The following is a 14,536-nucleotide window of genomic DNA, read 5'->3' as shown; positions in this document are numbered from 1 at the left end:
GCCGCCCCATAACCCATTCACCCGTCAGCGCGATTTCCAAGTCGTCAGATGTTCCATCTGACTTGAAATCGCTTTTAGATCTTGCCGACGAGGTCCAGCGACGGGGCGAGGGTGGCTTCACCTTCTTCCCACTTGGCCGGGCACACTTCACCCGGATGGCTGGCCCAGTACTGCAGAGCCTTCACCTTGCGGAGCAGTTCGGCAGCGTTGCGGCCCACGCCCTCGGGGGTGATTTCGACCAGCTGGATCACGCCTTCGGGATCGAGCACGAAGGTGCCACGGTCCGCCAGGCCAACGCCTTCACGCAGAACGTCGAACTGGGTCGCCAGCGCGTGGTTCTGGTCGCCAACCATATAATAGTTGATCTTGCCGATCGCCGGCGAGGTGTCGTGCCAGGCCTTGTGGCTGAAGTGGGTGTCGGTCGACACCGAATAGACTTCCACGCCCATGCCCTGAAGGGTCGGGTAGATGTCGGCCAGGTCTTCCAGTTCGGTCGGGCAGACGAAGGTGAAGTCGGCCGGGTAGAAGAAGAAGACGGCCCACTTGCCCTTCACGTCGGCGTCGGTGACGTCGACGAACTTGCCCTGCTTGTAAGCGGTGGCCGAGAAGGGCTTCAGGGGGGTGTTGATGAGAGCCATAGGCTGTCCTTTTCCTGCTTGAGAATATTGCGTTTGCGAAGACCCATGTAGGGATGCGGTCGATTCGGGGGAAATTGCTTTTCTCGGATGTGTTAAGTGAGAAAAGCGATCAGAGCCTGTCTCATTGATCGGCGATATCGCCTTAAATCTGCAATGCTTTCATCATGGCCTCTTCGACCATGGCCTGTGCCTCTTCCGGTGAGAAAGTCGATCGATCGAGGCAGAGTTCCAGCCAGAGGCCGTCCACCAGCGCCGTCAGGCTGATCGCTGCAATCCGCGTCTGCGAAGGGGATAGCGCAGGTGCAGCAGCCTGAAGCAGTTCCTCCAGTTGCGCGCGCGTGCCGCCATAAACCTCGGCATGTACGGCGGCGATCTTGGGATCGGACTTCACCAGGCTCCAGAAGGCGATCCAGGTGGCCAGCAGGTCCGGATCGAGAATGGGATCGCGGAAATTGGCTTGCAGGCAGGCGCGCAGCCGGTCGCGTGGATCGTCGCCCGCTGCCTCGACCGCGGCGTCCAGCGCCGCCGAAACGCGCGTACCCACATCGGCATAGGTCGCCAGGATCAGCGCGTCGACGCCATCGAAATAATGAGTCAGCAGCCCCGAAGAAACGCCCGCCAGCGCACAGATGGCGCGCACCGACGTGCCGCCAACGCCCTTTTCCGCAAGGCAACGCGCGGTCGCCTCGATTAGCGCCTGTCGCCGCACGTCCGGGGCCTCTCGCACGAAGCGTGCCCTTGGCCGCGCGGCCCCACCATTCTTCCCCCGTGCTGCGTTCATCTTCTTCCCCTCGGGATCGACCTTTGGCCGCAGACGGCGCAACTGGCAAGTTGTCGTCTGCTAAAGGGGATCGAAGCGGCAGCTTATCGGTTCGGTCCTGTGATCGACAAAGGAGATTATGGATGAAGCGCTTCCCTTCGCCCGTCATTGGCCTGTCCGGCATGGCGGCCATGCTGCTGCTGGCGGGCTGCGCCAAATCGACCGAGGATGGCAATGCCGCGAACAATGCCGCCGCTCCGCCGACGACGGTCGAGAATATCGAGGAGCCCGATGCGATCGGGGCGGCCGGCAACGAAACGGCCGGACCTCCGACCGACGACTGGGTCGGCCGCTGGACCGGGCCGGAGGGTCTGTTCCTCGACATACAGCCCGCGCCAGACGGCAAGCCCGGCCATTATGCGATCGCCAACAAGGATAATCTGGATCGGCAGGCCGATTATAATGGCGTGGCCGAAGGATCTACCATCCGTTTCGTGCGCGATGGCAAGGATCTGGCGATCCGTCCGGGCAAGGGCGACGAGACCGGCTTCAAATATCTGGCCGGCAAGCAGGATTGCCTGATCGTCGTGCCAGGACAGGAAGGCTATTGCCGTTAAGCGGGCAGTGTAGGGCTGTGGCGTAGTGGCGACAGGCGCAGTCCGTCGAACAGTGCTGCGCGCCGTGCCGCCAGCGCCAATATGGCCATGGCGGCGATCAGGTTGACCGGGAAATGCGTCCATTCCGACACGGTCCGGCCGCAGAGCGGTGCGATCCAGGCATAGGCCAGCCAGGTGGGTTCCCACCGCAGCGCGCCGCGCGCCTTCATATCCGCCATCAGGAAGGCGATGGCGACGCCGAGCAGTACATGGTCATAGTCCAGCACATAGGGCGTGCAGAGCAGGGCGGCGGAGAGGGCCGCCGCGCCCCGCAACGCCATCGATCCCTTCCGGGCGACGAGCGCGGCGGTGACGATCGCGACGGACGTGACCAGCCCCTGCATGGCATAGGCCAGCGGGATGGAGCCGCCCCATTGGCGGATCGTGGCGAACGGACTTTGGATCTTCTCCCAACCGGTCGCGCCGGCTTCGATGATGATTTGACGGGTCAGGGGCAGCGAATCGAAAAAGGCCTGCCATACCGGCCAGCCCCAGATGGCCAGCGTCAGCAGGCACAGCGCGCTGGCGGTCAGTCCGGCGGACAGAAAGGCGCGCCAGTTGCCGCGCGCGGCCAGCAGCACGGGAATCAGTACCGCGAATTGCGGTTTGTAGACCAGCGCCCCCAGCAACAGGCCTGCGGCCCAAGGCCGCCGGTCGATCAACATCATGCCCCCGCCCAGCAGGCCGGCGGTGAGAAAGGCGTTTTGCCCATGTCCCAGGCACACCATCACCACCGGCGCCCCCGCCGCCACGAGCATCGCATCGCGGTCCTGCGGCAGGATGCGCCGCACCAGCAGCAACGCCAGCGCCAGCGTTACGGCCTGCCACAGGAACAGCGCGGCGGTGTAGGGCAGCTTCGCGAGCAGGGACGCAATCATCAAAAAAGGGGGTGGATAAGGCCAGCAATAGAAGGGGATGGCCGGATCATGATGAACCTGCTTCTGCACCTCATGCTGTCTCGGCCAGTCCCACGCCAGGGGCGCCTGACCGTGATCCGCCATCCAGCCTGCGGTCCAGACGTTGGAAAAGTCCGTGCCGAGCGGCCGGCCCAGCGAATCCACCGTGCCATGGGCGGTTCCGACCAGATAGAGCAGTCCGATGATCGTCGCGGCGAGGACGCAAATCGCGGCGATCCGCGCGCGCTCGCGCGTGACAAGCCGGTCGGTGAAGGAAGGTGCGCTCATGGCGAAGGCCTAGCGCAACCGGCTGAAATTTCGGTAAATGGCCCATTATCCACCTTGTTTCGGCCTGCTTTTGTTGCTTAATCCCGGTCACGACCGAAGGAAGGGGCTTGGCGGCCTTGCCTCTTGCCTCTATCGGGGCTTGGCACTAGGGCTGCCTTAACGGTTGTTCAGAACCATCAACGATACCCAGTAAGAAGGACCACTCATGAGTGAGACCGCGGATCGCGTAAAGAAAATCGTCGTCGAGCATCTGGGCGTCGAAGCCGAGAAGGTGACCGAGGACGCCAGCTTCATCGACGATCTGGGCGCGGACAGCCTGGACATCGTCGAACTCGTCATGGCGTTTGAAGAAGAATTCGGCGTCGAAATCCCTGACGACGCGGCTGAGAAGATCGCCACCGTCAAGGACGCCATCGATTATATCGACAGCAAGCAGTAAAGCGCGTTCCGGCCTGATCCCGTCAGGGAAAGGCCGCGCTTACGCATAAGAGACGGCTCCTCCTGTCCGGCCTTCGCCGAGCGTGGGGAGCCTTTTCGTATCTGGCGCGCCGTTCACAAGCGCGTTTCAAATGGCTACATGGGCGGCACAAAGCCCATATATTTCGGAGCTAGGATATGCGTCGTGTCGTCGTAACCGGCCTAGGCATGGTGAGCCCACTGGGCGGGAATGTCGAAACCAGCTGGAAGAACATCATCGCCTCCAAATCGGGCGCGGCGACGATCGCCCGCTTCGACGCGAGCGAATATAAATGCCGCATCGCCTGCGAAGTGAAGCCGGCCGACCATGAATATGGCTATGACGCCTCGCTGGACGTCGATCACAAGATCCAGCGCCAGGTCGATCCCTTCATCGTCTACGGCATTTCCGCCGCCAGCGAAGCGCTGCGCGACGCGGGCCTCGACAATATGTCGGAAGAAGAGCGTCTGCGCGCTGGCTGCTCGATTGGTTCGGGCATCGGCGGCCTGCCGGGCATCGAAAGCGAATCGCTGGTGTTGGCAAACAAGGGGCCGAGCCGCGTTTCGCCGCATTTCGTCCACGGCCGCCTGATCAACCTGATCTCCGGTCAGGTGTCGATCAAGTACGGCCTAATGGGTCCGAACCATGCGGTCGTCACCGCCTGTTCGACCGGCGCCCACTCGATCGGCGACGCCGCGCGCATGATCGCGATGGACGATGCCGACGTCATGCTGGCGGGCGGCGCGGAAAGCGCGATCTGCCCGATCGGCATCGCCGGCTTCGCTCAGGCGCGTGCGCTCTCGACCGGCTTCAACGACACGCCGGAAAAGGCGTCGCGTCCTTATGACGTCAACCGTGACGGCTTCGTCATGGGCGAAGGCGCGGGCGTGGTCGTGCTCGAAGAATATGAGCATGCCAAGAAGCGCGGCGCGAAAATCTATGCCGAAGTCATCGGCTACGGCCTATCGGGCGACGCCTATCACGTCACCGCGCCCCATCCGGAGGGCAATGGCGGCTTCCGCTCGATGCAGATGGCGCTCAAGAAGTCAGGCCTCAGCCTCGAAGACATCGACTATGTGAACGCCCATGGCACCTCGACCCCGCTCGGCGATGAGCTGGAACTGGGTGCGGTGAAGCGTCTGTTCGGCGACAATCTGTCGACCATGTCGATGTCGTCGACCAAGTCGGCCATCGGCCACCTTCTGGGCGGTGCAGGCGCGGTGGAGAGCATCTTCTGCATCCTCGCCATGCGCGATCAGATCGTCCCGCCGACGCTCAACCTCGACGAGCCGAGCGAAAGCTGCAAGGGCGTGGACCTCGTCCCGCACGTCGCCAAGGAGCGCAAGGTGCGCGCGGTGCTGAACAACTCGTTCGGCTTTGGCGGCACCAACGCCTCGCTCATCATGAAGGCGATCTGAGGACATCCTCATGCGGCGGCTTGGCTGTATCATTCTCCTGATCGGCCTGGCCGTCGCCGCCTTCGTCGCCTTCCGCTTCGTCCATGGCTGGACGGAGCAGGGGCCGGCGACCGAAAAGATCGCCATTACGGTGCCCGAAGGGGCTACCCTGTCCGATGCGGCGGTGCTGCTGAAACAGGCGGGTGCCGTGCGATCCGCCGACGCCTTCCTCACCCGCGCGAAAGTCTTCGGGGGCAGCAAGTCGATCAAGGCGGGCGAATTCATCATCCCCGCCGGCGCCAGCAACAGCGCCATCCTCGCCATCCTTCAGGGCGGCAAGACGCTCACCCGGCTCGTGACCATACCCGAAGGCATGCCTTCCATCCTGGTTTACGAGCGGCTGATGGCGAATGAGGAATTGACGGGCGACATCCAGGTGCCGGAGGAGGGCAGCGTGCTGCCCGACAGCTATGCCTTCGAAAAGGGCGAACCGCGCGCCGCCGTGCTCAGGCGCATGCAGGGCGCGATGGACAAGCTGCTGGCCCAGCTCTGGGCCGATCGCGCCTCCAGCACGATCGCGAAGACGCCGAGGGAAGCGATCATCCTCGCCAGCATCGTGGAGAAGGAAACCGGCGTTCCTTCCGAGCGGCCGACGGTGGCGGGCGTCTACAGCAACCGCCTGCGCAAGAATATGATGCTCCAGGCCGACCCGACGATCATCTACCCCATCACGAAGGGCAAGCCGCTGGGTCGCCGCATCCGCAAGTCGGAAATCGCGGCGGTGAATGATTATAACACCTACGCCATGACTGGCCTGCCCAAGGGGCCGATCGCCAATCCGGGACGGCTCTCCATCCTTGCCGTGCTGCATCCGGCGGAAACGAACGCGCTCTATTTCGTCGCGGACGGGAAGGGCGGCCATATCTTCGCCGACACCTACCAGCAGCATAATGAAAATGTGCGGAAGTGGTTCGAGATCAGGCGCGCCCGCGGCGAGCTTTGACCTGATCTCGAACGGATTTCAGCGGAGAATTCCCTTCGCCGTCTGCACGCTGGCATAGCGCCATTGGATGATCGCGATCACGAAGATGACGATCGGGAATGCCATCGCCACCACGACGCCCTTCGCCGCGATCAGGTCGGTGGCGAGGAAGACGAAACCGAACTGGACCACCACCGCGATCAGCGACAGCAGGAACAGCGACACCGCGCTGCGCCGGCGGAGCAGCAGGGCAATGGCCCCGGCCGTGCCGCCCAGCACGGCAAAGGCATAGACCAGCCAAAGCCATGTAGGCATTGACGCAAAGGCTTTGGCGCCCGCCGGATCGGTCTTCGCCAGTTCGTTGATGTCCATCGTATATTGCATGATGAAGGACGCGACGCCCATCAGGTTCCACAGCAGGAACAGGATGGCGATAAGGATGAAGGACCGCGGTGCCGACATGATGTTTCCCTCCCATAAGTACGGCCCGACATGGCGTAGCCGTCTTGTCGGGATGATACAGCCTGTTCCGCTGCGGCGGAAGCGCTGTGTCCGGCGCATATGGCCTATCGCGGGACAGCGCTCGTGAATGCGCCGATCATCGTCACGGCCTTGATGGGCGCCGCCGATTTTGCCTGGGCGGATGGCCTGCGCCGCGCCCATTTCCCGCCCGACCGCAACGTCCTGCCGGCGCATGTGACGCTCTTCCACCATCTGCCGCCTTCGGTGCTGGAGGAACTGGCGATGCGGCTGAAACGGCTCTGCGCCGGGCCGCAGCCGGATGCGCGGCTAGTGGACGTCATGTCGCTGGGCCGGGGCGTCGCCTATCGTATCGACAGCCCCGCATTGATGGCGATGCGGGATGAACTGGCCGACGCCTTCGCCGGCCTGCTGACGCCGCAGGATCAGGCCCGGCCGCGCCTCCATATCACCGTCCAGAACAAGGTTGCACCGGAAGAGGCGAGGGCGCTTCTGGCGGCGTTGCGAAAGGGCTTCCGCCCCCGCCCGCTGACGCTAGCGGGCCTCGCCGCCTGGCACTATCGCGGCGGACCTTGGGAACTGGCGATGAAGGCGATGTTCAGGGGGTGATGGCTACGAGTTCATCGCCCAATGGGCGAGCATCTCATCCGATTGTGGATTTGCAGGGATGGGTGGTGAGCGGACATTCCCAACGCTCGTCACCCCGGCCCTGAGCCGGGGTCCAGCTGCCTTTCAACGTTGGGCCTGGAAGAGGAAGCGGGATCCCGGGTCAAGCCCGGGATAACGTTGAATTAAGGTCCGCCATTGGCCGAAGACAGCCACCTCCCCCGAGACGCCTCGCCTTAAGCCAGTCCCACTTCCTTCAGCGGCACGCTCGCATCCGCCAATTGCGCCACATCCAGCGCCGCACCCGACAGGACATGCGCCCGACCCTGGACATAATCCTTGACCGCATTGACGCAGTCGAGCGCGATAACCTTGCCGCCCTTCAGATACACGACGGAGAAGCTGCGGTTGGCGGGGTCGCCGCGCAGCACCGTCTGGTCGAAGCCGGTCGACAGCCCCACCGTCTGGAGCTTCAGGTCATATTGGTTCGACCAGAACCAGGGCACCGCATCATAGGGTTCTTCCTTGCCCAGAATATGCGAGACGGCGGTCTTGGCCTGATCGTTCGCATTCTGTACCGATTCGACGCGCATTTGCGCGCCGCCGGCAAAGCGGTTGGCGTGGGATGCGCAATCGCCCACCGCATAGATGTCGGGCAGCGAGGTGCGGCAATATTCGTCGACATCGACGCCGTTGCCGCCTGCCGCGCCGGCCGCGATCAGCGGGCCGGTCTCGGGCACGATGCCGATGCCCACGATCACCATGTCCGTTTCGATCCGCTCGCCATCGGCCATCAGCACGGCGGTCGCCCTGTTGCCGTTAGGGCCCTCATGCACCTCGATGCAGTCCATCCGCGCGCCGGTGCGCAGGTCCACGCCATGGGCGCGATGCTCGGCCTCGTAGAAGCGCGACAATTCCTCGCCCGCAACGCGCGCCAGCACCCGGTCCAACGCCTCCAGCAGCACGACCTTCTTGCCGAACTTGGACAGCACGGCCGCCGCCTCCAGCCCGATATAGCCACCGCCGATGATGGTGACATGGGTGATGCTGTCGATCTTGGCCATCATCGCATCGACATCGTCGCGGCGGCGCACGGCATGGACATTATGCGCGTCCGCCCCGTTGCAGGTCAGCATGCGGGGCGAGCCGCCGGTGCACCAGATCAGCTTGCCATAGCCGATCTCTTCTTCCCCCACGGTCACGAACTTGCCTTCGGGATCGACGCCTTTCACGCGCTTGCCCAACAGCATGTCGACCTTGCGCTCATCCCAGAAGGCGGCTGGACGGATCAGGATGCGGTCGAAGCTTTTGTCGCCGGCAAAATATTCCTTGGAGAGCGGCGGACGTTCGTAGGGCGGATCCTTCTCGTCGCCGATCATGCCGACCGACCCCTCGAAGCCCAGCTGCCGCAACGAGATCGCAGCCTGTGCCCCGGCATGGCCCGCACCCACGATCAAAACGTCATAATAACTCATCCGCCCGATATCCTCTTCAGCCCTGTTTGCGACGCTGTTGGCGCGCTTTGCCGGGGGAGGCAAGGAGGATATGCATCTATATCGTGATAAAAATGGTAGCGGAGGAGGGACTTGAACCCCCGACACGCGGATTATGATTCCGCTGCTCTAACCAGCTGAGCTACTCCGCCCCATGGGCCTCGCCGGGCGGCTCGCCCTGCGGTGAGGCGGCGCTATACGCAGGCAATGCAGGTCGGTCAACGGGGCTGAGCGATCAAAATCGAAAAAAATGGCGCGGCATGCTCCGCCGTCGAAGCCGTGCTGCATCAACGAAGCAGCGCGGCTTTTCCGCCATAGTGGTGAACCGCGCGGAAACCTTTTGGCTAGTTGCCATTTTTGCCTTGCAATCGCCACGGCGCGGCGCACTAATATTGCAATGCACAACCGGCCGCGTGGCCGAGGGAGGATCGTCCACTTGCCCTTCCATGAAATGTTTGAACCCGATGGTTCGATACGCCCCTGTTATGACGAAGTGCAGAAATGGGTGGAGCGAACGGGCATAGCCGGGCTCAATCGCCGCATGGACGAGGCGGAGGCGATCTTTCGCCGCATCGGCATCACCTTCGCCGTCTATGGCGAGGGCGGCGATCCGGAGCGGCTGATCCCCTTCGACCTGCTGCCGCGCATCTTCACCGCCAACGAATGGCGCATCCTGGACAAGGGCATCCGCCAGCGCGCCCGCGCGCTCAACGCCTTCCTCCACGACGTCTATCATCGCGGCGAGATCGTGAAGGCCGGCATCATGCCCGCCGACATCATCTACAGGAACAGCGCCTATCTCGCGGAAATGGCCGATTTCACCCCGCCGGGGAAGGTCTACAGCCATATCGTCGGCATCGATATCGTGCGGACGGGGCCGGGCAGTTTCGAGGTGCTGGAGGATAATTGCCGAACCCCCTCGGGCGTGTCCTACATGCTCGAAAATCGCGAGATCATGACGCGCATGTTCCCCGAACTGTTCGCGCAGGGCGTGGTCGCGCCGGTGGACGACTATCCCGCCGAACTGCTGAAAAGCCTCAAGGAAGTCGCGCCCCCGGCCTGCAAGGGCGATCCGGTCGTCGTCGTCCTGACCCCCGGTTCGCTCAACAGCGCCTATTATGAACATAGCTTCCTCGCCGACCTTATGGGCGTGGAGCTGGTCGAGCCGGCCGACCTGTTCGTCGACAATGACCGCGTCTGGATGAAGACCACGCTGGGGCCGAAGGCGGTCGACGTCATCTATCGCCGCATCGATGACGAATATATCGACCCGCTCGTCTTCCGGCCCGACAGCCTGCTGGGCGTGCCGGGCATCTTCAACGTCTACCGCAATGGCGGTGTGACGCTGGCGTCCGCGCCGGGATCGGGTATCGCCGACGACAAGGCGGTCTATATCTATGTCCCGGACATGATCCGCTTCTATCTGGGCGAGAAGCCGATCCTCGACAATATCCAGACCTGGCAGTGCGGCAAGCCGGACGAACTGGCCTATGTGCTGGAAAATCTGCACGAACTGGTGGCCAAGGAAGTGCATGGTTCGGGCGGCTACGGCATGTTGATCGGGCCGAAATCGACCAAGGATGAAGTCGCCGCCTATGCCGAACGGATCAAGGCCAATCCCGGCGAATTCATCGCCCAGCCGACGCTGGACCTGTCCACGGTGCCGACCCTCGGCCCGGCGGCGGTGGTCGGCCGCCACGCCGATTTCCGGCCCTATTGCCTGGTCGGCAAGCAGATCCGCCTCGTCCCCGGCGGCCTCACCCGCGTCGCGCTGACCGAAGGCTCGCTGGTGGTGAACTCCAGCCAGGGCGGCGGGGTGAAGGATACCTGGGTGTTGCAGGATTGATGCGCGCGCACTCTCATCCCTTTTGTCGTCATTCCCGCGCAGGCGGGAATCCATCTCCTGCCATTTCACCAAGCGGAAGGGGTGGGAGATGGATCTCCGCCTCCGCGGGAATGACGAATATTGAGGCCAACCCATGCTGAGCCGGACCGCCGAAAATCTCTACTGGATGGCGCGCTATATGGAGCGGGCCGAGGCCACTGCACGTCTCCTCACCATGGGGCAGCGCATGGCGATCCTGCCCGGCGCGCATCACCGCGACGAATGGCGCTCGGTCGTGCGCGCCACCGGCGCGGGGCACCAGTTTCCCGAAGGCACGATCGTCACCGAAAGCGACGCCGTCGCCTATCTGATGCTGGATGCGGATAATCCCAGTTCGATCCGCTCCTGCCTGCTGAAGGCCCGCGCCAACGCCAAGTCGGCGCGCACCATGCTGACGCAGGACATGTGGGAAGCGCTGAACGAAGGCTGGCGCAAGCTCGACAGCTATGATGTCGGCGAGGCGCGGCAGCAGCTTCCGACCCTGATCGACTGGGTCAAGACCCGCGTGATGACCTTCCGCGGCGCCGCCCATTCGGGTCAGCTGCGCAATGAGGGGCACGATTTCCTGCGCACCGGCTCCGCGCTGGAGCGGGCGCAGATGACCCTGCGCCTGCTCGACGTCAAATATTATGTCCTGCTGCCCGAAACCGAAGTGATCGGCGGCAATCGCGACCATTATCAATGGACCTCGGTGCTCTACGCCCTGTCGGGTGCGCGCGCCTATCATCATGTCTATGGCGGCACCTATACGCCCTGGCAGATCACCGACTTCCTGATGCTGAACCGGCTTTTCCCGCGCAGCGTCGCCTATTGCTACGATCAGCTGGCCTACCGCCTGAACCGGCTCGCGGGCTGGCATGACGCGCGCGGCGCCTGCCATGACACGGTGCAGGAACTGGTCGCCGGCCTCGAAAGCCAGGACAGCGGCGAAATCTTCCGGCGCGGCCTTCACGAAACCGTCCAGAACGGCCTGATGATGACCAATAGGCTGGGGGCGGAAATCGCCCAGACCTATCATTTCGGCTGAGGCGGGGAGGGGAGGCTGAAGCCATGAAGCTGCTCGTTCGCCACCAGACCGTCTACCGCTATGCCGCGTCCGCCGGCCGGGTCGCGATGCGCCTGAAGCTGATGCCGGTCGATACGCCCGCGCAGAAGGTGCTGGAATGGCAGGTGAGCATCAATGACGAGCCGCTCACCTGTTTCCGTCCCAACAGCTATGGCGAGAGGGAGGCGATCTGGATTCGCCACGACCGGCTCGACAATGCGGTAATCGTGGCGGAAGGGCTGGTCGAGACGCGGGAGAGCCATGGCGTGGTCGGCCATCTGCGAAACAGCGTCGATCCGCGCTATTTCCTGCGCGATACCCGCCTGACCCGCGCGTCGGACGGGATCGCCGCCCTGGCGCGCGACCTGCCGCCGCAGGACGGCCCCCTCGCCACGCTCCACGCCCTGTCCGCCGCCGTCAGCGACGCGGTCCAGTATCGCGCCGGCGTCACCACATCCGAAACGACCGCCGCCGAATCCTTCGCGCTCGGCGCCGGCGTCTGTCAGGACCATGCGCAGGTGTTCATCGCCGCCGCGCGCACGATCGGTGTTCCCGCCCGCTATGTTTCGGGCTATCTGCTCGCGGGGGACGGGGATGCGCTCCACGAAACCCATGGCTGGGCCGAAGCCTATGTGCCCAGCCTTGGCTGGATCGGTTTCGACCCGTCCAACCGCGTCTGCGTGACCGAACGCTATCTCCGCGTCGCCAGCGGACTTGATGCAGATGAAGCCGCGCCGATCCGTGGCTCGGTCACGGTGGCGGGCGACATATGGATTGACGCCGACGTCCGGATCGCGCAGGCGGAGGATGGAGTTGAGGAACGGCAGCTGCAAAAGCAGCAACAGCAAAGCACCCCGCCGCCCGGCTCTGCGGGTTGAACAACGCGACTGCCCACCGGACGACTCGGGCATCGCGACAGAGAAAAAGCAGGAGGCCGGGGGGCCGTGACTTATTGTGTGGCCGTGCGCGTCGACCAGGGACTGGTCATGCTGTCCGACACCCGCACCAATGCGGGCATGGACAATATTGCGCGCTTTCGGAAGAGCTTCACCTATCATGTCCCCGGTGAGCGGGCGATCACGCTGCTCTGTTCGGGCAATCTGTCCATCACCCAGGGGGTGAAGGCGGTATTGAGCAAGGCGATCAAGGAATCGCAGCTCAACCCGGATATCGAGACGATCTGCAACTGCGACACGATGCACCGGGTGGCGCAGATCGTCGGGGAAGCGATGCAGAAGATGCAGCATCGCTATCGCGAGAATATCGAGATGGGCGGCTCCGGCTCCGGCGCCTCGATCATGGTCGCGGGCCAGCGCAAGGGCGGCAAGCCGCGCCTCTATCTCATCTATTCCGCCGGCAATTTCATCGAGGCGACCGAGGACACGCCCTTCTTCCAGATCGGCGAGCATAAATATGGCAAGCCGATCCTCGACCGCATCATCACCCGCGAAACCAGCCTGGAGGATGCGGCTAAGGCGGTGCTGTTGTCGATGGATTCGACCCTTCGCTCCAACCTGTCGGTCGGCATGCCGCTGGACCTGACGGTGATCCCGACCGACGCCTACGACTTCCGCGTCCGCACCCGGATCGAGACGGACAATGAGGAGTTCGCCCTGATCTCCCAGGGCTGGAGCGCAGCGCTGCGCAAGAGTTTCGAGGATCTGCCCAACGTCCTGGATTGAGCGGGCGATCCGCGATCCGTCCGCCTGTCCTACACCGTCCGATCATGCGATACTGACCTTTATCGGTCGGGAGAGGCCATGGTCTCGTTTGCGCCGCGACTTTTCGATAGGATCGTCAGCCGGCAATAAAATGTCAGAATGTGCGGGACATATGCGAAGTTAAGCGACCCATTTCCTATTTTCCCATGAGGCGCCCGCAGCCTGACTTCCTCCCGCCCAAGCAAATCCTTCGCTTGCACGCGCTGCCTCGCCGCCTATCTCTGTCGCCAACACGAATCACAGCTGAAAGCCTGATATGACCGCCACCCACAGCACCCGTATGCTCATTCTCGGTTCCGGCCCGGCCGGCCTGTCCGCCGCCATCTATGGCGCGCGCGCGGGTCTGGCGCCGATCGTCGTGCAGGGCATGCAGCCGGGCGGGCAGCTGACCATCACCACCGACGTGGAAAATTATCCCGGCTTCAAGGACGTGATCCAGGGGCCGTGGCTGATGGAGCAGATGCAGGCGCAGGCCGAGCATGTCGGCGCGCAGATGATGTATGACCAGATCGTCGACATCGATCTGTCGGAGCGTCCGTTCCTGCTGACCGGCGACAGCGGCACGCTCTATGTCGCCGACACGCTGGTGATCTGCACCGGTGCCCAGGCCAAGTGGCTGGGCGTCGAGGGCGAGGAACATCTTCAGGGCAAGGGTGTCAGCGCTTGCGCGACCTGCGACGGCTTCTTCTATCGCGGGAAGAAGGTCGTGGTGATCGGCGGCGGCAACACCGCGGTGGAGGAAGCGCTCTACCTAACCAACCACAGCCATGACGTGACGCTGATCCACCGTCGCGACACGCTGCGCGCGGAGAAGATCCTTCAGCAGCGTCTACACGCGCATCCGAACATCAAGGTGTTGTGGAACAAGGCCGTCGACAGGTTTGTCGGTGGCGGCGCGCCGGAAGGTCTGGTCGGCGTCGACCTGATCGACACGGTCACGGGCGAAAAGTCGCATGTGCCGACCGATGGCGGCTTCGTCGCGATCGGCCATCACCCCGCGACCGAGCTGTTCGAAGGCAAGCTGCCGCTCGACGAGGGCTATATCCTGGTGGAAAAGGGCACGACCCGCACCGCCATCCCCGGCGTCTTCGCGGCGGGCGATGTCACCGACAAGATCTATCGCCAAGCCGTGACCGCCGCCGGCATGGGCTGCATGGCCGCGCTCGACGTCGAGAAGTTCCTGGCCGAGGTGGATTTCGAGGAACTGGTGGAGGCTTGAGCCTCCGCTGCGA

General features: G+C 63.6%; 15 protein-coding genes and 1 tRNA gene. 10 read left to right on the top strand and 6 right to left on the bottom strand.

From position 1 onward, the window contains the following. Positions 1 to 74: 74 nt before the first annotated feature. Positions 75 to 638: an alkyl hydroperoxide reductase subunit C gene (ahpC, locus tag DM806_RS07980; protein WP_179042700.1), complete on the bottom strand. Its 564-nt coding sequence runs from the start codon at positions 636 to 638 to the stop codon at positions 75 to 77. Positions 639 to 780: 142 nt separating this feature from the next. Beyond that, a complete protein-coding gene (gene betI / locus DM806_RS07975; protein WP_179042699.1) occupies positions 781 to 1,419 on the bottom strand; it encodes a transcriptional regulator BetI in 639 nt (212 codons plus the stop codon). A gap of 122 nt (positions 1,420 to 1,541) precedes the next feature. On the opposite strand from betI, the gene DM806_RS07970 reads away from it, so the two are divergent. After that, positions 1,542 to 2,015 (top strand): hypothetical protein, encoded by a 474-nt coding sequence (locus tag DM806_RS07970; RefSeq protein WP_179042698.1) that lies wholly within the window; start codon positions 1,542 to 1,544, stop codon positions 2,013 to 2,015. On the opposite strand, the gene DM806_RS07965 is transcribed toward DM806_RS07970, so the two are convergent. Next, the gene (locus DM806_RS07965) at positions 2,012 to 3,238 is read right to left on the bottom strand and encodes a glycosyltransferase family 87 protein (RefSeq protein WP_179042697.1); all 1,227 of its coding nucleotides are present in this window, start codon (positions 3,236 to 3,238) and stop codon (positions 2,012 to 2,014) included. The two genes, DM806_RS07970 and DM806_RS07965, sit on opposite strands and share 4 nt — an antisense overlap. A gap of 205 nt (positions 3,239 to 3,443) precedes the next feature. Here DM806_RS07965 and DM806_RS07960 point away from each other — a divergent pair, with 205 nt between their 5' ends. The 3 genes from DM806_RS07960 to mltG all read left to right on the top strand — a co-directional run bounded on the left by DM806_RS07960 (position 3,444) and on the right by mltG (position 6,095). Then, on the top strand, positions 3,444 to 3,677 hold the full coding sequence (locus tag DM806_RS07960) for an acyl carrier protein (RefSeq protein WP_007689016.1): 234 nt from the start codon (positions 3,444 to 3,446) through the stop codon (positions 3,675 to 3,677). A gap of 176 nt (positions 3,678 to 3,853) precedes the next feature. Further along, on the top strand, positions 3,854 to 5,113 hold the full coding sequence (gene fabF / locus DM806_RS07955; protein WP_179042696.1) for a beta-ketoacyl-ACP synthase II: 1,260 nt from the start codon (positions 3,854 to 3,856) through the stop codon (positions 5,111 to 5,113). Positions 5,114 to 5,123: 10 nt separating this feature from the next. Then, complete coding sequence (gene mltG / locus DM806_RS07950; protein ID WP_179042695.1) at positions 5,124 to 6,095, top strand: endolytic transglycosylase MltG; 972 nt, start codon at positions 5,124 to 5,126, stop codon at positions 6,093 to 6,095. Between the two features lie 18 nt (positions 6,096 to 6,113). On the opposite strand, the gene DM806_RS07945 is transcribed toward mltG, so the two are convergent. Beyond that, positions 6,114 to 6,536, bottom strand: coding sequence for a sugar transporter (locus tag DM806_RS07945; RefSeq protein ID WP_179042694.1), 423 nt, complete (start codon positions 6,534 to 6,536; stop codon positions 6,114 to 6,116). A 123-nt stretch (positions 6,537 to 6,659) separates the two neighbouring features. Here DM806_RS07945 and DM806_RS07940 point away from each other — a divergent pair, with 123 nt between their 5' ends. Further along, positions 6,660 to 7,163, top strand: coding sequence for a 2'-5' RNA ligase family protein (locus DM806_RS07940; RefSeq protein WP_372859373.1), 504 nt, complete (start codon positions 6,660 to 6,662; stop codon positions 7,161 to 7,163). A gap of 233 nt (positions 7,164 to 7,396) precedes the next feature. On the opposite strand, the gene DM806_RS07935 is transcribed toward DM806_RS07940, so the two are convergent. Together DM806_RS07935 and DM806_RS07930 are read right to left on the bottom strand one after the other, a co-directional pair. Further along, on the bottom strand, positions 7,397 to 8,635 hold the full coding sequence (locus DM806_RS07935; RefSeq protein WP_179042692.1) for an NAD(P)/FAD-dependent oxidoreductase: 1,239 nt from the start codon (positions 8,633 to 8,635) through the stop codon (positions 7,397 to 7,399). Between the two features lie 93 nt (positions 8,636 to 8,728). After that, positions 8,729 to 8,805: transfer RNA gene (locus DM806_RS07930), tRNA-Met, on the bottom strand. Between the two features lie 284 nt (positions 8,806 to 9,089). On the opposite strand from DM806_RS07930, the gene DM806_RS07925 reads away from it, so the two are divergent. From DM806_RS07925 to trxB, 5 genes are all read left to right on the top strand, one after another. Then, the gene (locus DM806_RS07925) at positions 9,090 to 10,499 is read left to right on the top strand and encodes a circularly permuted type 2 ATP-grasp protein (protein WP_179042691.1); all 1,410 of its coding nucleotides are present in this window, start codon (positions 9,090 to 9,092) and stop codon (positions 10,497 to 10,499) included. A gap of 133 nt (positions 10,500 to 10,632) precedes the next feature. Next, entirely contained in the window at positions 10,633 to 11,565 is a 933-nt protein-coding gene (locus DM806_RS07920; protein WP_179042690.1) for an alpha-E domain-containing protein, read from the top strand. Between the two features lie 23 nt (positions 11,566 to 11,588). Continuing rightward, positions 11,589 to 12,461, top strand: a complete 873-nt coding sequence (locus tag DM806_RS07915; protein WP_179042689.1) for a transglutaminase family protein — start codon at positions 11,589 to 11,591, stop codon at positions 12,459 to 12,461. Between the two features lie 66 nt (positions 12,462 to 12,527). After that, on the top strand, positions 12,528 to 13,265 hold the full coding sequence (locus tag DM806_RS07910; protein ID WP_179042688.1) for a peptidase: 738 nt from the start codon (positions 12,528 to 12,530) through the stop codon (positions 13,263 to 13,265). Positions 13,266 to 13,560: 295 nt separating this feature from the next. After that, positions 13,561 to 14,523 (top strand): thioredoxin-disulfide reductase, encoded by a 963-nt coding sequence (trxB, locus tag DM806_RS07905; protein WP_179042687.1) that lies wholly within the window; start codon positions 13,561 to 13,563, stop codon positions 14,521 to 14,523. Positions 14,524 to 14,536: the final 13 nt, after the last annotated feature.

The organism is Sphingobium lactosutens (assembly GCF_013393185.1).
Taxonomy (GTDB): domain Bacteria; phylum Pseudomonadota; class Alphaproteobacteria; order Sphingomonadales; family Sphingomonadaceae; genus Sphingobium; species Sphingobium lactosutens_A.
The sequence above is the reverse complement of the archived record's forward strand: the minus strand, read 5'-3'. Positions and strand labels throughout refer to the sequence as shown.